The organism is Cellulomonas endophytica (assembly GCF_004123805.1).
GTDB lineage: Bacteria > Actinomycetota > Actinomycetes > Actinomycetales > Cellulomonadaceae > Cellulomonas > Cellulomonas endophytica.
In genome coordinates, this window is sequence record NZ_RWJX01000002.1 from 57,443 (window position 1) to 82,308 (window position 24,866).

General features: G+C 71.9%; 11 protein-coding genes. 8 read left to right on the plus strand and 3 right to left on the minus strand.

Annotation, left to right across the window (positions count from 1 at the left end):
* Nucleotides 1–336: 336 nt before the first annotated feature.
* Entirely contained in the window at nt 337–2,655 is a 2,319-nt protein-coding gene (locus tag EJA20_RS01015) for a HelD family protein (protein ID WP_129336319.1), read from the minus strand.
* A gap of 167 nt (nt 2,656–2,822) precedes the next feature.
* Here EJA20_RS01015 and EJA20_RS01020 point away from each other — a divergent pair, with 167 nt between their 5' ends.
* The gene (locus EJA20_RS01020) at nt 2,823–3,623 is read left to right on the plus strand and encodes a hypothetical protein (RefSeq protein WP_129336320.1); all 801 of its coding nucleotides are present in this window, start codon (nt 2,823–2,825) and stop codon (nt 3,621–3,623) included.
* Nucleotides 3,624–3,647: 24 nt separating this feature from the next.
* Here EJA20_RS01020 and EJA20_RS01025 read toward each other — a convergent pair whose 3' ends face one another.
* The gene (locus tag EJA20_RS01025; protein ID WP_129336321.1) at nt 3,648–4,295 is read right to left on the minus strand and encodes an ankyrin repeat domain-containing protein; all 648 of its coding nucleotides are present in this window, start codon (nt 4,293–4,295) and stop codon (nt 3,648–3,650) included.
* A 175-nt stretch (nt 4,296–4,470) separates the two neighbouring features.
* On the opposite strand from EJA20_RS01025, the gene pglW reads away from it, so the two are divergent.
* Genes pglW through EJA20_RS01050 form a run of 6 tightly spaced genes read left to right on the plus strand, consistent with a single transcriptional unit; the run spans nt 4,471 to nt 20,950 of the window.
* Nucleotides 4,471–8,637, plus strand: a complete 4,167-nt coding sequence (gene pglW, locus EJA20_RS01030) for a BREX system serine/threonine kinase PglW (protein ID WP_129336322.1) — start codon at nt 4,471–4,473, stop codon at nt 8,635–8,637.
* On the plus strand, nt 8,637–12,233 hold the full coding sequence (gene pglX, locus EJA20_RS01035; RefSeq protein ID WP_129336389.1) for a BREX-2 system adenine-specific DNA-methyltransferase PglX: 3,597 nt from the start codon (nt 8,637–8,639) through the stop codon (nt 12,231–12,233). The genes pglW and pglX overlap by 1 nt, the downstream gene beginning before the upstream one ends.
* Complete coding sequence (locus EJA20_RS18530) at nt 12,233–15,970, plus strand: BREX-2 system ATPase PglY family protein (RefSeq protein WP_164983783.1); 3,738 nt, start codon at nt 12,233–12,235, stop codon at nt 15,968–15,970. The genes pglX and EJA20_RS18530 overlap by 1 nt, the downstream gene beginning before the upstream one ends.
* Nucleotides 15,967–18,750 carry a BREX-2 system phosphatase PglZ gene (gene pglZ / locus EJA20_RS01040; RefSeq protein WP_164983784.1) on the plus strand — a complete coding sequence of 928 codons (2,784 nt, stop codon included), beginning with the start codon at nt 15,967–15,969 and terminating at the stop codon, nt 18,748–18,750. The genes EJA20_RS18530 and pglZ overlap by 4 nt, the downstream gene beginning before the upstream one ends.
* The gene (brxD, locus tag EJA20_RS01045; RefSeq protein ID WP_129336324.1) at nt 18,747–20,087 is read left to right on the plus strand and encodes a BREX system ATP-binding protein BrxD; all 1,341 of its coding nucleotides are present in this window, start codon (nt 18,747–18,749) and stop codon (nt 20,085–20,087) included. Before pglZ ends, brxD begins: the two co-directional genes overlap by 4 nt.
* 53 nt (nt 20,088–20,140) lie before the next feature.
* A complete protein-coding gene (locus EJA20_RS01050) occupies nt 20,141–20,950 on the plus strand; it encodes an HNH endonuclease (RefSeq protein WP_129336325.1) in 810 nt (269 codons plus the stop codon).
* Here EJA20_RS01050 and dcm read toward each other — a convergent pair.
* Nucleotides 20,874–22,532 carry a DNA (cytosine-5-)-methyltransferase gene (gene dcm / locus EJA20_RS01055; RefSeq protein WP_129336326.1) on the minus strand — a complete coding sequence of 553 codons (1,659 nt, stop codon included), beginning with the start codon at nt 22,530–22,532 and terminating at the stop codon, nt 20,874–20,876. The genes EJA20_RS01050 and dcm overlap by 77 nt on opposite strands.
* Before the next feature lie 218 nt (nt 22,533–22,750).
* On the opposite strand from dcm, the gene EJA20_RS01060 reads away from it, so the two are divergent.
* On the plus strand, nt 22,751–24,862 hold the full coding sequence (locus EJA20_RS01060) for a DEAD/DEAH box helicase (RefSeq protein WP_205687296.1): 2,112 nt from the start codon (nt 22,751–22,753) through the stop codon (nt 24,860–24,862).
* Nucleotides 24,863–24,866: the final 4 nt, after the last annotated feature.

Sequence of the window (24,866 nt, forward strand, 5' to 3'; positions counted from 1 at the left end):
CATGGTGCAACGCACCATAGCGGCGGGACGAATCTGCGGAGGCGCATTCACTGTCTGTGCTCGACACTTCACCCGCATGCAGGCGGCCAACCGCGAAGTCTCCCTCGAGGAGGCCAACAACCGCCTACTTGAGGTGCTGCGAACCATCTGGCGTCAGGCCCAACCACCGCCAGACAACGCTCCTCGGCTGTCGGAGCAGGCGGCGCGGTAGGCATGTTCGCCGCAGTCATGCTCCGCGGCGCCCGATACGACATGCCGCCGCTCGCTCGATGCCGAAGCGCGAGTCAATTTCGTTAACGGACTTTCCGACACCGACGACCTATCCGCGACGGCTCACTACTCGGCTAGCAGTTCCTTTGCGGCTTGCAGCACGTCGTCCCAAAGTGCCGGTGCGACCGTGCTGCGGAGATCCGCAACGACCTGCTCTGCTGCGAACCGGACCATCTGACCCCGCCGGTCCGTCGACAGGAGGTGCGACGACGCGGCTCCCGCGGGAAGGACCGCGGGCGCGACCATCTCGACGTCCTCGGGTTGCGCGCCAGCGGTTGCCGCCGCAGCGCCGGGGCCTCCCTCCTCGACCACCGTCGTAGCCCGGGCGGCCGGCAGCCCGAGCTCGGGCGGCAACGAACCTTCGACGTGCACGAGGTCCAGGGAGCGCGTGGCGCGGGTGAGAGCGATGTAGAGCATGCGCAGCCCCTCGGGGCCGGACTCGACGATGGTCCTCGGCTCGACGACGACCACCGAGTCGAACTCCAAGCCCTTCGCCACGACGGGTGAGACCAGGTTGATCCCGTTGCTCAGGCCGCCGCCGTCGGCGTCTGCCCACCGGATGTCGTGCGCTCTTAATGCCGACGTGAGCGCGTCACGGCACTGGTCCGGGCAGACGACCCCGACGAAGCGGCCACGACCGGCGTGGTCACGCACCAGCGCGGCGACGCGCTCGGCGAGGTCGCCGAGGTCCTGCGCCGGGTGCACGCCGACGGCGTCCGGGACGTCCCGCAGGACCTTGGGCGCGCCTAGCCCCGGCGCGATGAACGGCAGCAGGCGCGCAGCCACCTCCATCACCGAGGACGGGACGCGGTAGCCGAATTCGAGCTCGACCACCTCGCGCGGCAGAGGCGAGCTCAGGAGGTCGAGCACGTCGTCCCAGGACGCCCTCGCCCAGACGCCTGTGGACTGCGCCACGTCCCCGACCAGCGTCATCGCGCCATCTCTCGACCGGCGGCGAAGGGCGTCGAGCTGCATCGGCGACAGGTCCTGCGCCTCGTCGACCACGACGTGCGAGAAGGTCTTGGTCGTGCCACCGCCCATGGCATCGGCCAGGTGGTCGAGGAGCACGAGGTCCTCTTTCGTCCATGCGACGTCAGCCAGCTTTGTGCCTGGCGCGCGACGAAGCATCTCCACCTCCGCGGCGCCGAGCAGACCGTTCGCCGCCTGGCGCAACCGCTCCGTCGAGGCGTAGAGCTCACGAAGGAAGGCGTGGGTCGTCGTCTGGGGCCAGATCTTGTCGGTGAGGGCTTCGACCTCGACCTGGTCGAGGAGCTGCCCGGCGTCCCCTCGGCTGCCGACGCCGCGTGCCTTCAGCTCGGCAGCGGTGAGCACCGACAGCCTCTGCTGCAACGCGGTGCGGAAACGTGCTCGCCCTACGAGGTACGGGGCGGAGACGTGGGGACGCACCACCTCCTCGAGGAGCGCGCGCTCCACGACGAGCGGCCACCTCTGGTTGCGTACACGCAGCCGCTGCTGACCGGTCGGTACGCGCACGCGCTGCTCGAGCGCACGTGCGAGCACGTCCATCATGCGTGCGTCGCCTTTGAGCCTCGCGCTCTCGGACGCCTCTCTCCCGGACGCGCGCACGGACACGTCGAGCATGCCGATCACGTCGGTCTGCACCACATCGGCGTCACCGAGCTCGGGCAGCACCTGGCGGACGTAGCGCGTGAAGGTCCGCGTCGGTCCGACCACCAGCACGTCGTCGGGCCGCACCTCGCGGTGGTTGTGGAGCAGCCACGACACCCGGTGCAGCGCCACGGCCGTCTTGCCGGTACCGGGACCGCCCTGGACGACCGTGAGGGAGCGTGCCGGCCTCCGGATGACCTTGCTCTGCGTCGCCTGGAGCGTCTGGACGATCTGCTGCATCTCAGGCGTCCGAGAGCGGGACAGGGTGTCCTCGAGCAGCACGTCCGAGCGCGTCGCCTCCCACTCCGGGTCCTCGAGCTCGGCGACCTTCCTGGCGATCTCTGCCAGGACCAGGTCGTCGAACCGTCGGATGCGGGTGCCGTCGCACGTGAAGGTGCGTCGCCGCACGACCGTCCCCGGTTCGGTCGCCGTCGCCTCTCGGAGCTGCATGACGTAGGGCGTCTGCCAGGAGTAGACGAGCATGTCCTGCTGCTCGTCGAGAAGCGCATGGAGACCGGCGTACACGGCCTCGCCGCCCTGCACGTCGATGCGGACCAGCGCAGGTGCGTCGTCCGGGCTGCCGAGGGTCGTGTCTCTGCGCGCGTTGGCCGCCATGCTCGAGCGGGCTTTGGCGTCGCCGACCGCCGCAAATCCCGCCGCGCGGTCAGCCCGCTTGCGCTCGCGGACGTCGACCGCTCGGTCGAAGTACGACTGCTCGACCCGTCGCTCGGCCGCTGTGTCGGTCCCGACGCCCACGTGTTCTCCAACTCCGATGCCGGCCACGGCTACGCTGCGCCACCGACGCGCTCCCGAGGCTCCAGCGGCTCCTCCTCCGACCACCGCCGATGCTGCCTGTTCCCGGGGCGCGGCCACGAGGGCATGACGAGCAATTCACCCGCACGCCGGCAGGACGAGGGAGAGCCGTGCCTCACCAGATCTCATGGGTGCGCGAGGAGATCGTCCTCGCCACGGACCTGCTCCGGCAGAACGACTGGCTCGACATGCGCGCCTCCGACCCGCGCATCGCGACGCTGTCGCTCCTCCTACGTTCCGACTGGGTCCACCCGAGCACCGACCGCCCCGCCAGCTTTCGCAACACGAACAGCGTCTCGCGCAAGGTGTCGGACATCTTCACGCAGCTGCCGCACTACGCGGGCAGGTCGACCAAAGGCAACCGCCTCGACAAGGTGGTCCTCGACGAGTTCCTCGCGGCACCGCACGAGATGACTCGGTACGCCGCCCGGCTGCGCGCAGCGGCGGGACAACGCGTCGACGACGCCGCCCAGGCAGCGGCCGGTGCGCCGTCACCGCTCCGCGCACCTCAGCCCGCGCCGGTCGGTGCTGTCGGAGCGCGCACCGCCCGGACGCCCGTCTCGCTGCCCGACATCTCCGTTCCGACGCGCGAACGGGTCACGGCGTTCATGGCGTCACCCCGGTACGCGGAGCAGAGGCAGAGGTCCGGGCGGCGCCCCCTCCCCGACCAGGTCGTCCGATCCGCTCTCGAGGTGCTGGTCGAAGCGGGGGGACGCGCGTCGGGGCGGCAGCTGTCCGCCGCGGCGGGGTTCGGCGAGGTGTCCTTCGCCCCGACCTTCGCCGCGCTGCGACGTCTCCTCAACGTCGACGGCTCACAGGTCGTCGCGGTCGCGCCCGACGGTCTGACCGTCCGGCTGGACGTGCCGCTGCTCGTCGAGCCGATGCTGGGGGGGCCTGCAGGCCGCCTCTGACCTCAGCCGTGCAGGCGAGGAGGATCACCCGGAAACGACGACGACGGCGCCTCGCGTGACGACGTGCGCCTGCCACGAGCCAGCCGCCATCCGGCTCCACGACTCCACGTACAGGTGGTTCTCACGAGCGCGCAGCAGGAAGCCGCCGTACATCCCGCTGACGGGCATCCAGACGCCGTCGCTGCCGCTCTCGGCGAGCACCGCCACCGGGGGCAGCCGCATCGTCACCCCAGGGTCGAGCCCGCCGTCGCGCCGACGCCCGTCGACGAGCTCGCGCAACCTGGCCTCGATGCCACGGACATCCTCGCTCACGAAGGGGTCGAGCGCCGGCGGGCAGAGCACCTCGGCGAGCCGGTGGTGCCCGCGCTCCCGTGCGACGTCGGCCGGTGTCCTCCCGTCGGCCGCCGGCAGGCTCAGCCAGGCCCCGCGGCGACGGAGGTCATCGACGACCTCGACAGGCGCGCCGTGCCATGCGGCCTGGTGCAGCGGCGCGAACCAGCTGGTCCCACCGATGCGGTACCCGTTGACGTCGACGCCCTTCGCGTCGTCGAGCACCCGGGTCACCTCGGCCCACCGGGCGTCCCGCGCGGCATCGGCCAACGCGTCGTGCTCGGCGAGCAACCAGCCGCTGCACCGGTCACGCGAGGTCTCCGCCCGCCACTCCCGAACCATGCGCCCGGGTCTAGCACGACGACGATGCTCGAAGCGCGACACAGACCCACGGTTCACCCGCTCCCTGGTCGGCGACCTCGCCCGACGCCCTTCGCCGAGGTGGCAAGATCGTCGATGAGGCCGTCACCAGCACGTCCGCACCACCAGCTCGTCGGCACCACAGGGGGGACCGCCGTTGTCGCAGTGGTTCTCCCTCGCCGAGTCGCAGGAGCCGCACGAGCGGCGTGCGCTCAACAAGCTCCGGGAGATCATCACCGAGGACCCGCACGCGTGGGGCTGGTCCAACCTCAGCTTCCTGGACCGCCAGGGCCGCACCCACGAGCTGGACGCGGTGGTGGTGACCCGTGCCGGAGTCTTCGTGGTGGAGCTGAAGCACTTCGCCGGCCGGATCACCGGCACGCAGCAGAATTGGCGCGTGACGTCACCGCGCGGCACCACCCGCAGCGAGAAGAACCCGTTCTGGTTGACGGAGCTCAAGGGCAAGCGCCTGAAGTCGCTGCTGCAGGAGAACTCGAAGGTCGACCGCCGCCTGGTGCCCTTCGTCGACGCCCTGGTGGTGCTGCACGGTGAGCCCAGCGTGGTCGCCCTGCCCGACGACGCGGCGCACCACGTGGTGGCCCTCGACGGCTTCGACGTGACGTGGAAGGACCACGGGCTGCGGGCGTTCCTGCGGCGCACGGCCGACAACAAGCAGCAGCGCGACCAGCACCTGGACCCGCATCACATGCGCGCGGTGGCGGCCATGATCAAGGACGCCGGGTTCGTCCCGACCCCCAAGACGCGGACCGTGGGCCAGTACGTCCTGGACAAGGTGGACCCGCTGGGCAGCGGCCCGACGTGGCAGGACCTGCTGGCGCAGCACCCGATGGTCGCCGGCGAGAAGGTCCGGATTCGCCTGTTCGACGTCCCGCCGGGGGCCAGCGAGCAGCAGCGCCGGGAGATCAGCGACGCCGCGCGCCGCGAGTACCACCTGACGAGCACCATGCTCCACCCGGGGATCGTGCGCCCGCGCGACATCGTCCAGACGGAGTCCGGCGCGGCGCTCCTGTTCCAGCACGACCCCGCCGAGCTCCCGCTCGACGAGTGGCTGACCACCCACGCCGAGCAGCTCGACCTCGACGCCCGCCTCGCCGTCGTCCGTGAGGTCGGCGAGACGCTGGCGTGGGCGCACCAGCAGCGACTCACCCACCGGGCGCTGACGCCGGCGCAGGTCACGGTGCGCGGCGAGCCGGGGCGCGGGGCTCAAGTCGGCATCCGCGACTGGATGACGGGCGCCCGCGAGGCCGGCACGACGACGACCACGCAGACCTACTTGTCCGCGGGCGTCGACGACGTCGTCGGGCTCGTGGACCAGGCGCGGTACGTGTACCTGGCCCCCGAGCAGTGGCACCGCGGAGAGGAGGCCGACGTCCCGCCGATCCCGCTGGACGTGTACGGCTTCGGGGCCGTGGCGCACCTGGTGCTCACCGGGCGGCCGCCGGCGGCGACCATGGCCGAGGTCATGCGGCTTCGCGAGTCCGGCGCGATGGGCCTCGACCCGGCGGTCGCGGCGCCAACGCTCCCCGAGTCGTTCGCGTCCGCGGTGCTGCACGCCACCGCGTTCGACGAGGAGCTGCGCACCGCGACGGTCGCCGACGTCCTGGCCGAGCTCGAGAAGGCCTACGAGGACGCCACGGCCCCCTCTCCGACGTCGCGGCCGTCGATCGACCCGGCGGACGCCACCAAGGGCGACGTCCTGCACGTCGACGGGCAGGAGCGGTTCGAGGTGGTCCGCCGCCGCGGGACCGGCGGGACGGGCGTGGCGCTGGAGGTCGTGGACTACGTGCGCGGCCAGGAGGGCCTGGTCCTGAAGGTCGCGCGCGACGAGCGGGCCGAGGCCCGGCTGCGCGCCGAGGCCGAGCTCCTGGCCCGGGTGGGCAGCCGCCGGCGCCACGTGGTCGAGCTGCTCGACGGCCCGCTGGAGGTCAACGGCCGCATCGCCCTGCTCATGTCCGACGCGGGCGACCAGACGCTCGCCGCGTGGCTGGCAGCCGAGGGGCGCCTGTCTCTGGAGTACCTGGAGCGCTGGGGCACCCAGCTGCTGGACGCCGTGGCGCACCTGGACGGGCTCGGGGTGTTCCACCGCGACGTGAAGCCCGCAAACCTGGCGATCGCCCCCGACCCGGGGTCGCGCCGGCAGTCCCTCACGCTGTTCGACCTGTCGTTGGCCGCGGAGCCGCTGACCGATAAGGGGTCAGGCACCCGGGACTACATGGACCCGTTCCTGGCGGACCGGTCGCAGTTCGACGGCGCCGCCGAGCGCTGGTCGGTCGCGGTGACGCTGTTCCAGATGGCCACCAACGTGCTGCCGTGGTGGACCAAGGGCAACGACCACCCGCTGGACGCGAAGGACACCCTCGCCTTCGCGGAGGCCACGTTCGTCGACGAGCTCGTGGCCCCGCGTCTCGACGCCTTCTTCCGCCACGCGCTCGCCTCGCGCCCCGCGGACCGGCCGGGCTCGACCGGCGCCCTCGCCGAGGCGTGGCGGGCCGTCTTCGCCGACCTGGACGTGCAGGAGGACGAGGACCAGCTGGCGACGCTGGCCGCGGAGGCGGCCGCGGCGTCCCTGGACACCCCACTGGACCGGGCCGGTCTGACCGCCCGTGCGCTGTCGGGCCTGCGCTCGCTGCGTGCCGGCACGGTGCGAGATCTGCTGGCGCGCCCGACCATGGAGATCAACCAGCTCAAGGGCCTGGGCGAGCGGTACCGCAAGGAGATCCAGGCCCGCGTCCGCGAGTGGCGCAGCCTGCTCACGGACCCCGAGACCACGCTCGACGGCGACGGCGGGGGCACGCAGTTCGGCACTGGGTCGGTCGAGCACCTGGTGGGTCGGTTCCTCAAGACCGCCAAGGGCGCTGGGGACACCCCGGTGGCGCGGCTCCTGCTGGGCGCCGACGACCACGACGACGTCCTGTGGCCGACGCTGCCCGAGGTCGCCGCGCTCACGGGCACGGAGCGGGCCGACGTCACCGCCGAGCTCGCGGTGCGCGTGCAGGGCTGGCGCCGCACCAAGGTCCAGCGCGAGCTGCGCGACCAGCTGCTGGCGTCGATCGACGCGCTGGAGGGCGTGGCGACGCTCGACGAGGTCGTCGACGCCGTGCTGCGCGAGCACGGGTCGACGCTGCGCGACGCGCCGCGTCGCCGCCGGGCCGCTGGCCTGGTGCGCGCGCTGGTGGAGCTCGAGTCGTTCGACGACGCCCCGCGCGTAGTGCACCGGCGCAGCCGCACGGACGGCTCCGGCTCCTCGGTCCTGCTCGCCGCGGCCGGCGAGGACGACCGCTCTGAGGAGCTGCTGACGCTCGCCGCCGGGCTCGGCACCAAGGCCGACGTGCTCGCTTCGCAGGGAGCCCCGCTCCCCGACGCCCGCGGCCGCACCGAGCTCGACGCCGTGGCCGGCAGCGATGCGCTGTCCCCGGCGCGACGCCTGTCCCTGGCTGCCGCGGCGTCGGCCACGGCCGCGCTGTCCGCCTACGCCGAGATCACCCCGCGCGACCTGGACTGGCGGCTGGCCGTCGCGGCGGTGCTGTCCGGGCAGGGGTTGCGCACCATCGAGGTCGCCGGGATCCGGCGGCGCGTGCGCGGCCGGTTCCCGTGGCTGCCCGAGGACGCGGTGCCCTCCGGAGCCGAGCTCAGCCAGGCCGTGCAGCAGGTGGCGCCGGCGCTCGTGCGCCACGGCGACACCTTCGAGCTGAGCGAGACGAGCCACCCCAGCACGGCCAGCAGCACGCTGACCTCGATCACCGCGACGCGCACGTCCACGGTCCCGCAGGTCCTCGCGGTGCTGCAGCGCTCGGTGGAGACGCGGTCGGGCCTCCTGCTCGCCGTCACCCCGGAGCGGCACGAGCACGCCTCCCAGCAGCTGGCCGCGGCCGTGCCCGGCCTCGTGGTGCTCGACGTCGCCGATGCGCTGGTCCGCGAGGCGCGCCGCGTGGCCGACGAGGACGGGGCCGACTGGTCGTTCGTGCTGGGCGCCGACGCCGAGCCCGACGGCTCCCCGCTGCGCAGCCAGCTGCACGAGTTCCTCGAGGCGGCAGTCGACGCCGTCTGGGAGCAGGTGGTCAGCACCGACGCCCCGCTGCTCCTGGTCCACGCCGGCCCGCTGCTGCGGCACGGCTTCGAGGACCGCCTGGACCACCTGCTCGACCTGGCGACCGCTCGCCGCGCCGCCCGGTGGGTCTTGGCCCCCCGCCCGTCGTCGAGCGGCGTCCCGCTGCTGGACGGGCACCCCGTGCCGGTCGGCGCCGGCCGCTGGACGGATCTGCCCGCCGACCCCCTCCCCACGCTGACTGGAGCACCCTCGTGATGGACACCGCCGCACTGCTGAAGGACCTGCGGGGGCTGCTCAAGACCGTCGTCGCAGACCTCACCGAGCGAGCTGAGGACCCCTCGGTGCCTTGGTCGCACACGCTCAAGGACGAGTTCGAGTCGGCGATCTCGGCTGACCGCACCGCGGCGCCGTGGATCAGTTGGCGCGACGACCGCCTCGACCAGAGCGCCGTGGCCTGGCTCCTTGCTTGCATCTTCTTGCGCTACTGCGAGGACAACGGGCTTCTTGCGGGAGCCCGGACGCCATCAGGCATCCCGGGACCCTGGATCGCGGGTGCGACCGAGGGGCCTGCTGGTGACCTCGTCCGACGAGCTCAGGAGAACGAGGACGCGTACTTCGAGGACCACCGCGCCGACAACCACGGGGACTGGCTCCGCGACGCCTTCGGTGCGCTTCAGTCCACACCGGCTGGCGCTGCGCTCCTCGACCGACGCCACAACCCTGTCTGGTCGATCAGCCTCTCCGGGCACGTCGCCAAGGCGCTGATCGACTTCTTCCGAGAGCGTGAGGTCGACGGCACGCTGAAGCGGTCGTTCGCCACCGACCCCGGCGACACCCGATTCCTCGGTGACGTCTACCAAAACCTCTCCGAGCACGCAAGGGACACGTACGCCCTGCTCCAGACCCCCGACTTCGTCGAGGAGCTGATCCTCGACCGGACGCTCGACCCGGCACTCGACGAGTTCGGGATCGACGGCTTCCGGATGATCGACCCGACCTGCGGCTCCGGGCACTTCCTCCTCGGCGCCTTCGGTCGGATCGTCGGCCGCTGGGAGGCCGAGCGGCCCGACCTCGACGCGCGTGAGCGTGTGGCCCGAGCGCTGCGCAGCGTCAACGGCGTGGACCTGAACCCCTTCGCCTCGGCGATCGCGAAATTCCGTCTTACGATCGCGGCACTGCAGGCATGCGGCGAGCAGTCCCTCGTGGGCGCCCCTCGGTTCGAGATGCGAGTCGCGGTCGGCGACTCCCTCCTCGGTGCACAGGGCCGGCAGGGCGAGCTCAACCTCCTCAGCACGCACGACGCGTTCACGTACGAGACCGAGGACCTCGGCGACTACGCGAGCATCCTCGAGCAGGGGCAGTACCACGTCGTCGTGGGGAACCCTCCGTACATCACGGTGAAGGACAAGGCCCTCAACACGGCCTACCGCCTGGCCTACCCGACCTGTCACCGCCAGTACGCGCTCACGGTGCCCTTCATGGAGCTCTTCTTCCGCCTGGCGGTGCCCGCGGGACCGCTGAACGGGGCTGGTTACGTCGGTCAGATCACCTCGAACTCCTTCATGAAGCGCGAGTTCGGCGTCAAGGTGATCGAGGGCCTCCTCTCGGGGCGCGACCTGGGCACCCGGGTCGACCTCGTCGACGTCATCGACACCTCCGGCGCCTACATCCCGGGCCATGGGACACCGACGGTCATCCTGGTGGGCCGGCGCCGAACTCCGACGAACGAACCGGTCAACACGATCCTGGGAGTCCGCGGAGAACCCGGACAGCCTCAGGACCCCCGCCAAGGGCTGGTCTGGAGTGAGATCCGCGACCACCTCGACGATGGTTCTTTCAACGGCAGCTACGTGACGGTCCGCCCCACCGATCGTGCAACGCTGTCCAAGCATCCGTGGTCGCTGGCTGGTGGCATCTCTCAAGCGGTCGTCGAGCAAATCGAGGGCGCGGCTTTTCGAACCCTCGGTGATGCAATCGAGCGTAATATAGGTGGTGCGATCCGGGCGGGGGCGGACGAGGCCTACATGCGTCCGCGCCTCGTCGCGCGGGAGGCGCACGTCGCAGCGCGCTTTCGACCATTCGTGATCGGCGAAGACGTCCGAGACTACAGCTGGAGCGCATCCGACCTGATCGCCTTTCCGTACGACGACGACCTCCGCGCTGACGGCGCGCTCGACACGGTTCTCTGGCCGTGGCGAACGCCCCTGGCTCGACGTACGACCTTCAAAGGGTCGATGGCCGACGCCGGGCTGCGCTGGTCCGCGTACATGCAGTTCACGAAATGGGCGATCACAGCCCCGATGTCCATCACGTTTGCGGAAGTGGCGACGCACAACCACTTCGTGCTGGATCGGGGCGGGAAGGTTTTCAAGCAGACGGCACCGGTGATCAAGTTGCCAGAAGGGGCCAGCGAGGACGATCACCTCGCGCTCCTCGCGGTGCTAAATAGCAGCACCGCGTGCTTTTGGCTTAAGCAGGTCAGCCACAACAAGGGCAGCACCGTCGACACCAAGGGCGCGAGACAGACTCTCGCGCCGTGGGAGGACTTCTACCAATTCGGCGGTACGAAGCTTCAGAAATTTCCACTCCCGCAAACGTGCCAGTTGGAACGTGGTCGGACTCTCGACTCGCTCGCGCAGCGCCTCGCAGCGAATCACCCGTCCGCCGTCCTACGGGGGCACCTTCGTGACCTGCCCGCAACCCTCAGCGCCTCGAAAGCCTCGTCCGCCACGCTTCGTGCTGCGATGGCATTCCAACAAGAAGAACTTGACTGGGCCATCTACCGCGAGTTCGGGTTGGTCGACGAGCCGCTCACCTACGAGTCGTCAGACGTCGACGAGCTCGAGCTCGGACAGCGTGCCTTCGAGGTCGTGCTCGCGCGGTCCGGCGAGGACACCGCCTGGTTCGACCGTCATGGGTCGACGCCCACCACCGAGCTCCCCGCCTCGTGGCCCGCCGGCTACCGGGCGCTCGTCGAGCGGCGGCTGGAGGTCATCGCGTCGAATCCGCAGATCGCGCTGCTGGAGCGGCCCGAGTACAAGCGGCGGTGGGCCTCGGCGACGTGGGAGGAGCTCGAGCGCCGGGCCCTGACCGAGGCCCTCCTCGACAAGCTCGATGAGCCGTCCCTGTGGGGCTCAGGCCTGCAGCCGCAGGTCCGGACAGTCGCCGAGCTCGCCGACCTGCTGCGCGCCGACGCGTCGGTCGCCGCGATGGTGCGGCGACTCGTCGGGCGGGAGGACGCCGACGTCACGGCGACGCTGCAGCAGGTCGCGCTCGGCGAGGCCGTGCCGTACCTGGCGTCGCTGCGCTACAAGCCCACGGGTATCGAGAAGTACCGCGCCTGGCAGGAGGTCTGGGACCTGCAGCGCCTGGAGGACCGGATCGACGCCGGCGCGCCCGGCACCCGCCCCGAGGTCCCCGCGCCGCCCAAGTACAAGCCCGCGGACTTCTTGCGCAACGAGCACTGGCGCGCCCGCGGCAAGTTAGACGTGCCCAAGGAGCGCTTCGTGCTCTACCCGGGCGTCTCGCGCCAGGGCGACCCCACCGCCGTCCTCGGCTGGGCCGGGTGGGACCACGCGCAGCAGGGGCTCGCGCTGGCCTCGTTGGTCAGCGAGGTCCGCGCCAGCAGCGTCGTCGGCGACGTCGTGCCGCTGCTGGCCGGCATCACCGAGCTCGAGCCGTGGGTCGAGCAGTGGCACGCCGAGCTGCTCCCTGAGTACGGGTTCAGCCCGGCCGAGTCGCTGCGGCAGTTCCTGGACCAGCAGTTCGACGAGGAGCAGACCACGCGGGCCGACGTCACGGCCTGGACCCCGCCGGCCCCCACGCGGGGACGCAAGCGCAAGGAGACCTGATGAGCTCGGCCCAGCTGCTGCGGGACGTGATCGACGTCCCCGAGCGGATCAACTCCTCCGACTTCGTCATCCAGCTGCACTCGGGCGTCGAGCACGCCCAGAAGACGCTCGACGAGTACGTGGTCACCGAGTCGATCGCCGACGCGTTCGACCAGGCGCTGGGCCTGATCGGCAGCGCGCTGCGCGGGCGGTCCGCCACCGGCGCGTTCATCCACGGGTCGTTCGGCTCCGGCAAGTCGCATTTCATGGCGACCATGCACCTGCTGCTCGCCGGCAACCCCCATGCCCGGGCGCTCACCGGCCTGCAGCACGTCGTCGCGCGGCACGACGCCACGCTGGGCAAGAAGTTTCTGTCCGTCGACTACCACCTGCTCGAGAAGCAGTCGGTGGAGCACGCCCTCTTCTCCGGCTACCTCGACACCGTCACGGCGCTGCACCCCGACGCCGCGCCGCCCGTGCTGCACCGCTCGGACTCCCTGCTGGTGGACGCCGCGAAGCTCCGCGCCCAGATGGGCGACGAGTCGTTCTTCGCCGGGCTCGGCCCCTGGGCCGGTGGCGTGCAGGCCTCCGGCGGCGGGTTCGGCTCCCGCGTGCAGCGCTCGCCGGCCCAGCGGTTCGACGAGGCCCTGGTGGCGCTGCCCGGCGACACCAACCGTGACGGCCTGGTCAAGGCGCTCATGGCAACGTACTTCACCGGCTACGCCCGTAGCGGCGACTGGCTCGAGATCTCCACCGGTCTCGGCGCCATGACCGAGCACGCCCGCTCGCTCGGCTACGACGGCCTGGTCCTCTTCCTCGACGAGCTCGTGCTCTGGCTCAGCCAGCGCCTGAGCAACGCCGAGTTCGTCAACACCGAGGTCTCCAAGATCTCCAAGCTCGTGGAGACCGAGCAGGCCAACCTCGCGGTGCCGCTCATCTCCTTCATCGCCCGGCAGCGCGAGCTCAAGGACTTCCTCGGCGACCGCTACACCGGCGCGGAGAAGTCGAGCATCGCGGACAGCTTCGCGTTCTTCGAGGGCCGCTTCAACAAGATCGACCTCGCGGCCGCCGACCTCCCGGTGATCGTCCACAAGCGGCTCCTGGAGCCCAAGGACGACGCCGCTGCGGCAGCCCTGAGCCGCGCCCTGGACGCCGTGAAGGCCAACCGCCCGGCGTGGAACGCGCTCCTGAGCGGCGAGTCCCGCGCGGACGAGGCGTCGTTCCGCCTGGTATACCCGTTCTCCCCCGCGCTGATCGACGCGCTCGTCGCGCTGTCGACGCTGCTCCAGCGCGACCGCACGGCCCTGAAGATCCTGTCCGAGCTCCTATCCCGTGGGCGCGAGGAGCTCACCGTCGACGACGTCGTACCCATCGGCGACCTGTTCGACCTCGTGCTGCTCGAGAGCGCCCTGTCTCCGCAGGTCGCCCGCCGGTTCACCAACGCCAAGACGTTCTGGGAGCAGAAGCTGCGCCCGCTGCTGCTGCAGCAGGCCGGCATCCGACTCGACGAGGTCGCGGCCCAGCCTCGGCAGAGCGCCTACCGCGTGCGCGAGCGCCTGGCCAAGACCCTCCTGGTCGCCGAGATCGCGCCCGACGCGACGTCGTTGAAGAACCTCACCGCCAGCCGCATCTCCGCACTGAACTTCGGGTCGGTGCGCGCGATGATCGCCGGCCAGGAGGCCCTGCAGGTCCTCGGCTGGGTCAAGCAGTGGGCCAGCCACCTCCCGGAGATCACGCTCGGGTCGGGCGCCGACCCCGTCATCGGCCTGACGCTGTCCGAGGTCGACGTCGAGTCGGTGGTCCAGCGGGTCGAGTCCGTCGACACCCCCGACGAGCGCCGCGCCCTGCTCAAGTCGATGCTGTCCGGCGCCGTCGGTCTGCCCCAACCCGACGGCGCCGCGCTGCCCAAGCCGCACGAGCACGTGTGGCGCGGCAGCCGCCGCCAGGTCGACGTCCTGTTCGGCAACATCCGCGACGACCGCTCGCTGCGCGACGACCAGCTCCGTACCGAGAACGGCCGCTGGCGCCTGGTGGTCGACTACCCGTTCGACGACGACTCCAGCCGGCGGCCCGCCGACGACTTCGCCCGGCTCGAGGGCCTGCGCGCCGCGGGGCTCGCGTCGGACACCATCGCGTGGATCCCCTACTTCTTCACCGCCGAGCGCATGGACAGCGTCGGCCGCCTGGTCCAGCTCGAGCACCTGCTCACCGGGCAGCGGTTCGAGCAGAACGCCGAGCACCTGGCCCAGGCCGACCGCGCCACCGCGCGCCGCCAGCTCGAGGGGCAGCGCGAGACGCTGCGGGCCCAGGTCAACGACGCGCTGCGGCAGGCGTACGGGCTGACCAAGCCCGAGCCGTCCGACGTCGACCAGGACAGCGCCGGGCACACCATGTTCGCCTCGCTGCGGCCCGGGCTGGTCATCGACAAGCCGTCGGCCGCGACGCTCGCCGAGGGCTTGGCCAAGGTGCTGGACCAGGCGCTCACCCACCAGTACCCCGACCACCCGCGGTTCGAGCCGTCCGGCCTCGAGATCACCGCCGCCGACGTGAGCAAGACCCTGGCCGCGGTGCACGAGACCCTGCGCACCCCGACCCAGCGGCTCGACACCGTCGACAAGACCCGCGCCGCGCTCCTGCGCCGCGTGGTGCCTGCGCTGCGGCTCGGGGAGGCCCGAGACAACGTCCTCGCGGTGGGTGCCGAGTCCTTCGGCTGGTGGCGCGAGATGTCCAGCTGGGCCCAGGAGTCCGCCGACGCGCAGGGCGCGGTGCAGGTGGGGGTGCTGCGCACCCACCTGCGCGACCTCGGGCTGGCACGCCACGTCGAGGACCTGCTGCTGCTGACCTGGGCGGCGCTCGCCGACCGGCAGTTCCGCCGCCACGGCGCCGTGATCCCCGACCCGGGCATCGGGCAGCTCGGCGACGACGTCGTGCTGCTCCTGCCCGACCTGCCGACGCCCGAGGAGTGGGAGAAGGCCAAGTCCAACGCCGCGCACCTGCTCGGGCTGACCGGGGAGCACCGCCTGTCATCGGCCGCCGTCAAGCGCCTGGCCGAGCAGGTCCGCAACGCCGTCGAGGCCCGACACGACCCTGCCTTGCGGCTCGTCGCCCAGCTGCGGGAGCACGCCGGGCTGCTGGGGCTCGAGGAGCAGCCGCCGAGCCCGCGCCTGGAGACCGCGCTGCTCGCGTCGCAGGTCGTCGCCGACCTGCGCGGCGCCCCCGGGGACACCGCCCTGCTGCGCGCCCTCGCGGGCTCGCCGCTGCCGGCCGAGCCGCAGGCCCTCGCGGCCGGGCTCGCGTCCGCCGGTGCCGTCGCCGACGCGATCGCCGGGGCGCGGTGGAGCGAGATCCAGACCGTCGCCGGGACCGACCAGGGCGCGCCCCTGCTGCAGAGGCTCGGCGAGGCCGCACGCGCCGAGGAGCTGCACGCCAAGCTCGCGCCCGTGCTGTCCTCGGTGGGGAACGACGCGCACGCGCTCGTCCTGCGGTGGGCGCGGCAGCAGCCCACGCCTCCCGTGCCCGCGCCTGCTCCGGTGCCGGTGCCGGGGGCTGGTCCGACGGCACACCCCGTGCCGGTGCCCGAGCCCGCGACGCCGACGACACCGGCCGCGCCGACCGCACCGAGGCTGGACGTCGACGCCGTCGAGATCGTCCTGCCCGACGCCGGCAGCGCCCACCTGGCCGACGTGACCGCGCAGCTCCAGGCGTTCGCGCGCAAGCACCCCGGGCGACGGATCCGCGTCACGTGGAGCGTGGCGTGACCACCACGGCCGACCCACGCGTGCCCGTCGTTGACCTCGGCTACCTCCGGCAGCGCGCAAGGCGCCTGGTCGACGCCGGGGTCGCGCGCGTCGAGGTGCTGCGCGCCCGGCCCGTCTGGGACGGCCCGCAGGATTGGGAGGAGCAGGGCCGGACCGTCCGCGTCCGCGCGTGCGTCTCCCCGCTGGCCGTGCTGGAAGCCTACGAGCGGCTCGGCGACGACGAGTACCTGCTGGTGCTGACCGACCGCAGCGACCAGGAGCTCGGCGACACCGTCCTGCTGCGCGCCGCCGGCCGGCGCACGCACGTCGTCGACCCGTGGTCGGCGGTGCCCGACCTCTTCGGCGCCCGGCAGGTGGACCGCGCCGTCTACCAGCTCGGTCCGTGGCTCGCCGAGGCCCTCTTCGCCTACGCGCCACCGTCGGGCTGGCCCCGGACCACCGGCCCCACGCTCACGCTGCCGCACGCGCTGACACACCTGCTTCAGGCGGTCCTTGCGCTGCGCCCCGGCAGCCCGCTCGACGAGGTCAGCCTCCTGGGGCTGCTGGACGTCCACGAGCACCGCACCGCCTGGCAGCAGGCACCGGCCGACCTCAAGGCCAAGATCATCAGCGCGCTGCCGCAGGTCCCCGGCCTGGACCGCGCCGCGCCGCTGGCACTGCGGGCCGTCGCTCCGCCCACCGAGCGCCGGTTCGCGCTCGCGATCGGGCTGGCGCTCGACGCCCTGTGGCCCGATGACCCGCACGCCGGGTCGCAGGACCCCGAGCGCCCCGCCGCGCGCGTGCGCGCCCAGCACTTCCTGGGCGGGCGCGAGGCCGACGACGAGTCCGCCCGGGCGTACGCCGCCGTGGCACGCGTCGTCCACCGACGGCTGCCGGTCCACGGCCCGGAGTCCACGCGCGCGCTCGAGGTCGCCCAGCAGCTGCTCGAGGAGGAGTGCCTATGGCCCGCCGGCGCCGAGCGGTCCGACCTCCTGCGCGCCGGGCTGCGCCACCGCCTGCGGGCCCTGGGCGCCCAGGTCGACCTGGTGCTCGACGGCAGCGAGACCCGCGGCGGGGTGGAGGGCGCGCTGCAGCACCTCAAGGCCCACCGCCTGGCCGCCGGCGACGCCGAGGTCGCGTGCGCCGAGATGGCCGTCCGGCTGCTGCGATGGCTCGAGACCGCCACCACGTCGCACGTCAAGACCCTGAGCACCGCGGTCCGGGAGCAGGTCGCCGACGGCGGCTGGGTGGACCGCGCCCTGACCGCGGTGTGGGTCGGGTCCACCGACCAGCAGGTCGGCGCCGTCTACCAGCGCCTCATGGCCGAGGTCCGCGAGGGCCGGCGGGCCCGCGACCGCGCAGCGGCCGCCGTGCTGGCGAAGGCGACCGCCACCTCCCAGCCCCTGCACGGCGCCTGGTACGTCGAGGACCTGCGGTCCGACGTCGTCGAGCGGCTCCACGCGGCCGGCGCCCGCCCGCTGCTCCTGGTGCTCGACGGCATGAGCGCCGCGGTCGCGAGCGAGGTCGCCGAGTCGGTCGCCGGGCTCGGGCTCGGCTGGACCGAGCTGTTCGCGCCGGCGCCGGGGGGACTCCCCGTGCAGCGCGGCGCGGCCGTCGCCGCCCTGCCGACCATGACGACGTTCAGCCGCACGTCACTGCTCTGCGGCCGCCCGGTGGCCGGCGTGCAGACGGACGAGGCCAGCGCGTGGCGTCGCGACCTGGGGGGCGCGATCTTCCACAAGGGCGACCTCGTCCGCGAGGGCGGCGACCAGCTCCCGGCAGCGTTCCGCGAGGCCCTCGAGCGCGACGCCCCCGTCGCCGTCGTGCTCAACGCCGTGGACGACGCCCTGTCCAAGGCGGACCCGGCTACCACCTCGTGGACCGTCGACGCGGTGCAGCACCTGCGCGCGATCGTCGAGGCCGCCGCCGACGCGCGCCGCACGCTGGTGCTCACCTCCGACCACGGCCACGTGCTCGAGCGGAACTCCGAGGGTCGCTCGGTCGCTGGCGCGGACGCACGCTGGCGTCCCGCGGACGCCGCCCCGCTCGTCGAGGGCGAGGTCCTGGTCGAGGGGCCGCGCGTGCTCACCGACGGCCGCGCGGTGCTCAGCTGGGACGAGCGGCTGCGCTACGGCAAGCGGACGTCGGGCTACCACGGCGGCGCGAGCCTCGCCGAGCTCACCATCCCGGTGCTGGTGATGGCCCGCGGCGCCTCGCCGGAGGTCGCCGGCTGGCGGCCCGGCCCGCCGCAGACGCCGACGTGGTGGCTCGACCCGCTGCCGTCGCGCGAGGTCCCGAGCCTCGAGCCCGTCCGCGAGCAATGGCAGATCGGTGGCGCCGTCGTCGACCTGGCGCGCGCGGAGAGGCCGCGGCGCCGGGGGAAGGCGCCTGACGTGTCCGCCGACCAGGGCGACCTCGGGTTCGAGATCACCGTGCCGGTACCCGTTCCTGCGGCGGCCTCCACCACGACCGAGGCCGCCGCGCCACGCACGATCGTCGACGCCGCGCTGGCGTCACCGGTGATGGCGGCGCAGCGCCAGCGGGCCGGGCGCCGGGCGCTCGGCGAGGCCGAGCTGCGCGACCTGCTCGACGCCCTGCTGACCCGCGGCGGACGGGCCCACCGTGACACGCTCGCTGCCGTGCTCGGGCTCACAACCGGCGAGCTGCCCGGCCGGCTGGTCGCGGCACGCCGCCTGCTCAACGTGGACGGCTACGAGGTGCTCGGCGAGGACCTCGACGGCGTCACCGTGGTGCTCGACGCCACGGCACTACGCGAGCAGCTGGAGATCGGAGGGGCATGAGCACCATCAGCAACCGCCGCCGCCAGGATGTCGTGAACGCCCTGCGTCGCGGGACCGTGCCGCAGCAGGGCCTCGACGTGCTGGCCGTGGGGCTCGACCGCTTCCAGGAGGCGATCGACCTCGAGCTCGACACCGCCGCCAAGGGCGGCGCCGTCTTCAAGGCCGTCCGCGGCGAGTACGGCGCGGGCAAGACCTTCTTCACCCGCTGGGTCGTCGAACGTGCGAAGCGCCTCGGCTTCGCGGCGTCCGAGATCCAGGTCAGCGAGACCGAGACGCCGCTGCACAAGCTCGAGACCGTCTACCGGCGGCTCAGCGAGAACCTCAGCACCGGCGAGGTCGCGCAGGGCGCCATGCGCGACGTCGTCGACGGGTGGTTCCACGTCCTCACGGAGGACGCCGTCGCCGCCGGCACCACGCGCGACGACGCCGTCGGGCTCGAGGCGGCGACGGACCACCTCGTCGAGGCGCGGCTGCGCAAGGTCGCCGAGACCGCACCGACCTTCGCCATCGCGATGCGCGGCTACCGGCAAGCCCAGGCGGCTGGCGACGTGCCCCAGGCCGAGGGCCTGCTCGCCTGGCTCGGGGGGCAGCCCAACGTGGCCGCGTCGGTGCGTCGGCGAGCCGGGCTGCGCTCCGAGCTCGACCACTTCGGCGCCCTCGGCTTCCTGCAGGGCCTGCTGACAGTGCTGCGGGACTCGGACTACAAGGGCTTGGTGCTGGTGCTCGACGAGGTCGAGACGCTGCAGCGCGTTCGCTCCGACGTGCGCGAGAAGTCGCTGAACGCGCTGCGCCAGCTCATCGACGAGGTCGACTCCGGGCGCTTCCCCGGCCTGTACCTGGTGGTGACCGGGACGCCGGCGTTCTTCGACGGGCAGCAGGGCGTCCAGCGGCTCCCGCCCCTGGCTCAACGACTGGCCACCGACTTCACCACCGACGTCAGGTGGGACAACCCTCGGGCCGTGCAGATCCGGCTCCCCGGTTTCACCCAGGAGTCGCTGCGCGAGCTCGGCCTGCGGGTGCGCGACATCTACGCCGCCGGCTCCACAGCCCCCGAGCGGATCACGGCCGTGGTCGACGACGCCTACGTCGAGGAGCTGGCCGCTGCCGTCGCCGGCGAGCTCGGCGGCCGCGCCGGCGTCGCCCCGCGGGTCTACCTCAAGAAGCTCGTCGGCGACGTCCTGGACCGGGTCGACCAGTTCCCCGACTTCGACCCGCACCGGCACTACGCGCTGACCATCCGGGACGACGAGCTCACGGCGACCGAGGCGGAGGCGGCTCGGCGGGGCGAGCACCCACGTCGGGCTACGAGCGTGGACGACATCGAGCTCGACGTCTGACCGGCCGGACAAGATCGCCCGAGTCGGCGGCGAGAGGTACTAGCGTCTTCCAGGTGCAGCAACGTGCCCGTCGCGGCGAGGGGGATCGTGAGCGGGAGCGCCCGCTCATGGCAGCCATATCAGACTCCTTAGACCTCGAGCACTTCGACTGCGCCGCTGGGTCGACGGTCGAGCGTCCCTTCCTCGAGGCAATCGCAACGGCACTCGGGCTCGACGGCAGCAGGCAGTCGTACAGCTCGAAGGAACTGCTGCTGGCGGCGCTGCTCCGGCGTGTGGGCACCGAGGATCCCGAGCCCTTCCTCTCCTCGGGCGGGACGGTGACCGACAAGGCACTGGCGCAGATCCTCGAGGGCATCGTGCGCAGCGGCCTCGCGACGACTGACCTCGTCCGCGGCGCAGCGGCGGCGCGGATCGCACTCGCCCGCTTCGACAACGGATCTGGCGAGGAGGTCTTCGACGCGCTCGAGCTGTCCGACGAGCGCCGACGGGCACTCCGGCTCGTCACGGTCCGCGACGGCGCATCCCGTTTCCGCTCGGCGATGATGAACGCCTACGGCGGGCGTTGTGCCGTGAGCGGATGCGACGTCCCCGAGGCACTCGAGGCCGCCCACATCCGCCCGTACTCCGGCCCCAGGAGCAACGCCGTGCCCAACGGGATCCTGCTGCGCGCCGACCTGCACAGGCTCTGGGACACCGGGCTCCTGGCGGTCGCGGAGTCGGGCTACCAGGTGCTCCTCGCCGAGCATCTGGTAAGCACCGACTACTCGCTGTTCGGGGGCCAGCGCATCACGCTGCCGGCGAAGCCGGAGCAGGTCCCGTCGTCTGCTGCGCTCGAGCAGCAGAGGCTGTGGGCCGGGCTGTAGCCGTAGCCGACCTGTCGATCAGGTAGCTGCCCGCTGCCGCGGGCAGATGGAGCCGCGGCGCTTCGTTCCCGCCGCCACGCGGGGGCCTCCAACCCTGGCCGTCAGCGAGACGCACGGCATCGACAAGCCCAGGCAGCGTGCGTCGGACCTCCTCCGCGTGGTCGTCGACGAATCGGCACATCGAGTAGTGCACTGCACCCGCAGACACCCCGTTGCCCATCTGCTTGTAGGCGGCTGCGTCCGTCTTACCAGCAAAGGTGAAGCTGTCGTCGAAACCTTGGAGCCGGGCGACCTCGCGTGGGGTCAGACGGCGACGCCGCCGGCCGACGATGGAGGTCTGCGTGATCGCGACGAGGGCCGGGACGTAGGTGGGAAGCTTGGCTCTGATGCCCGACGGCCGCAGCTGCAACAGGCAGTCCCAAAGGCTCTCTGCGTCCTGTGCCTGCCACTCCAGCTTGCGTCGCGACTCCGGGAATTCGTCGAACCGTGCCATGACGGGAAGTTCTTTCCACTGCTCGACCAGGCTCTCGTTGTCCTTGTAGAACAGCATGTTCTTCCGGACAAAGTTCTGCTTCCACGGGGGCATAGCCACTAACACCGCCAGGCGATCGGGCGGCAGGTCGTCCTTGCGCACGAAGTACTCCGTCCAGATCGGGTGACCTGGCAGCGCGACACCCGCCCCTCGCATGATCTGCACGAAGGCGTCCCACGCATCGATCCATTCGGTCTCTGGACCGGTGACCGCATATCGCTGGAGGTCGGAGACTTCTTCGTCCTGCTGCAGGATCGGCCGGCCACCGAGCCACGGGATCGGGGTCGTCGCAAGGTCCCAGACAGGCGCGTCCTTGGCCATCTCGGCACGACGCAACGTGGGTCGGATGTCCTTGGCGAGCGCCCTGCGGTCGACGCCCTTGTAGATGGCCATGATGAAGACACGATCACGCACTTGAGGCGTTCCGCCGTGGTGCGCTGGGATCAGGTGCGGGCTCACGACCATGGGCTCACGAGACACCTCGTAGCCCAGCTCCTCGAGTGCGTCGATGATCGTCTGCCACGTCGTCAAGAGGTGCCGCGGCCCGGCGAGGTTGCGGACATTCTCCAGGAAGACGATCTTCGGTCGCCGCTCCTGCAGGATGCGGATGATGTTGAAGAACAGCGTGCCGCGCGTCTTGTCGAGCACACCCTGCTGAGACCCCGACTTGGAGAAGGCCTGGCACGGGAATCCCGCCGCGAGCACGTCGTGCGGCGGGACCCTCATCGTTCCGTCGCCGGCGTAGGTCGGATCCTCACGCTGAGGAGCGTCGTCGTTGATGTCGCCTCGTATGGCCGGGTTCGTCTCGCCGACCATAGGCTGCGCCGACGCGTCGTACGGGTTGACGTGCTCGCCCCAGTTGGCCCGGTAGACGTCGCGCGCGTCCTGGTCGATCTCGGAGACGTAGACGCACTGCCCACCAAGGGCACTGAGCGCCGCGTGAAATCCACCGATGCCGGCGAAGAGGTCGACGAATGTGAAAGCCGGCTGGGGAGCAGCCTCCGTCGCATCGACGCCGACGATCGTGCCGTCGGCCTCCCACCCGTCCATCCAACGCCTCCCACCGTCGAGCCAGGTCGCGCTCGCGGACCCACGCGTCTCACCTCGAGCCGTGCAGCTTACCCGTGCGGGCGCGGCGGGTCGAGCAGCCAGGTGCGCCTTGCCGACGGTGGGCAAGTAGAACACGTGTACAGGTGGTCCGGGCGGACGCTATGCGCGCGTCGGGCCGACCTGAGCGGCTGCCACCGATCGTGGTGCACGATCGTCCCGTGAGCGGAACCGGGGCCGACCGTCAGCTCGCGCCCGCGATCGAGTACCACGTGGTCAACTCGCTGGGGTGGAACCAGCTCCGGCCCTTGCAGCACCGCGCCGTCGCACCCCTCGCCGGGGGGATGGACAGCGTGCTCGTCGCGCCGACGGCGGGAGGCAAGACAGAAGCCGCGCTGTTCCCCCTCCTCACGCGCATGGCTGACGAGGGTTGGACCGGCACCTCCCTCCTCTACCTGACTCCGCTGAAGGCGCTGCTGAACAACCTCCTCCCCCGCCTGCAGGGCTACACCGCCTGGCTCGGGCGGACCGCCGCGGTGTGGCACGGCGATGTCGCTGACAGCGCCCGCAGGCGGGTCCTCGTCGAACGGCCCGACGTGCTGCTGACGACGCCCGAGTCGCTCGAGTCGATGCTCGTGTCCCGTCGCGTCGACCATCGCCGCGCCTTCGCCGACGTCCGCGCCGTCGTGGTGGACGAGCTCCATGCCTTCGCCGGAGCCGATCGCGGTTGGCACATGCTCGCGGTCCTCGAACGCGTGTCTCGGCTCGCAGGCCGCGCCGTCCAGCGGGTCGGGCTCTCGGCGACGGTGGGCAACCCCACCGAGATGCTCGCGTGGCTCCAGGGCTCTAACCGTGGAAGGCCGTCGCAGGTGGTCGAGGTGCTTCCGGACGAGGAGGCGGCGCAGCCGGACATCGTGCTCGACCACGTCGGGTCCGTCGAGAATGCAGCAACGGTCGTCGCGCAGCTGCACCGTGGGGAGAAGCGGCTCGCCTTCACGGAGTCGCGGCGCCAGGCCGAGGAGCTCGCCTTCGAGCTGCGCGAACGCGGCGTCACCACCTACGTCTCGCACTCGTCCTTGTCGGCAGATGAACGACGGACGAGCGAGCGGGCGTTCGCCGAGGGGACCGACTGCGTGGTCGTCGCGACGTCGACGCTCGAGCTCGGCATCGACATCGGTGACCTCGACCGGGTCGTCCAGGTGGACGCGCCCCGTACGGTCGCTTCCCTCCTGCAACGGCTCGGGCGCACCGGCCGGCGCGCCGGCACTGTGCGGAACCTGCTGGTCCTCGCCACCGAGGACGACGCGTTCCTCCGAGCTGCCGGCCTGCTCCACCTGCGAGCACAGGGCTACGTCGAGCCCGTCGTCCCACCACCCTCGCCGCACCACCTCGCCGCGCAGCAGCTGCTGGCGCTGACGCTGCAGGAGGGTCGGATCAGCCCCACTCGCTGGCGCGACTGGTGGGGCGAGCTGGGCGTGATGCAGGCCGGGGACGACGTGCTGACCTTCCTCTGCGAGTCGGGCTTCCTTCAGCAGGACTCGGGCCTGCTGCACCTGGGTGAGCGTGCCGAGAAAGAGTTCGGCCGCCGGTACTTCATGGACCTGCTCGCGTCCTTCACGGCCGCCTTCGAGCTCGCCGTGACCGACGGACGCCGAGAGATCGGCAGCCTGTCGCCGCTGTCGGTCCGAGGGCTGCGGCCCGGGCAGCCGCTGGTCGTGCTGCTCGGCGGTCGCGGGTGGCGCGTCGAGCACGTCGACTGGGAGCGTCACACCGTGACCGTGCGCGAGGAGAGGGACAAGGGCAAGGTCCGCTGGCAGTCCACACCAACACCCGAATCCTTCGCCCTCTGCCAGGCTCAGCGCGAGATCCTCCTCGGCACCGACCCGGACGTCACGCTGTCGCGCCGTGCTCGCGACCGCCTGGGCATCGTGCGGCAACGCCTGGCCACCACCGTCGACGGCGGCGGTCTGGTGCTGGAGGAGCGGCGCGACACGCAACGGCTGTGGACCTGGGCGGGGGCGCACGCCAACGTGACGCTGCTGGCGGCCCTGGGGATCGACGACGGCGCTTCAACCCGGAACGCGTACGTCGACCTGCCGCACCACGTCGGACCTGCAGCCATCCGTGCAGCGGCAGAAGCATCGACGGCCCTGCCGCTCGTGACCCCTGAGATGGTCGACGGCCTCAAGTTCTCCGCCGCCTTGCCGGCGAGAACAGCACGCGACGTGGTGGCGCGGCGGCTCGTGGACATCCCCGGCATGGTCGCGACCGCGACCGCGCCCCTCGTCCGACGTCGCCTTCAGGGTGGAGCCGACGACTCCGTGACCGGCTGACCGC

Bases quoted from the DNA above. Each gene is read 5' to 3' on its own strand.
- EJA20_RS01025 (WP_129336321.1), bottom strand. From the start codon at position 4,295: ATGGTTCGGGAGTGGCGGGCGGAGACCTCGCGTGACCGGTGCAGCGGC.
- pglX (WP_129336389.1), top strand. From the start codon at position 8,637: ATGGACACCGCCGCACTGCTGAAGGACCTGCGGGGGCTGCTCAAGACC.
- EJA20_RS18530 (WP_164983783.1), top strand. From the start codon at position 12,233: ATGAGCTCGGCCCAGCTGCTGCGGGACGTGATCGACGTCCCCGAGCGG.
- brxD (WP_129336324.1), top strand. From the start codon at position 18,747: ATGAGCACCATCAGCAACCGCCGCCGCCAGGATGTCGTGAACGCCCTG.
- dcm (WP_129336326.1), bottom strand. From the start codon at position 22,532: ATGGACGGGTGGGAGGCCGACGGCACGATCGTCGGCGTCGATGCGACG.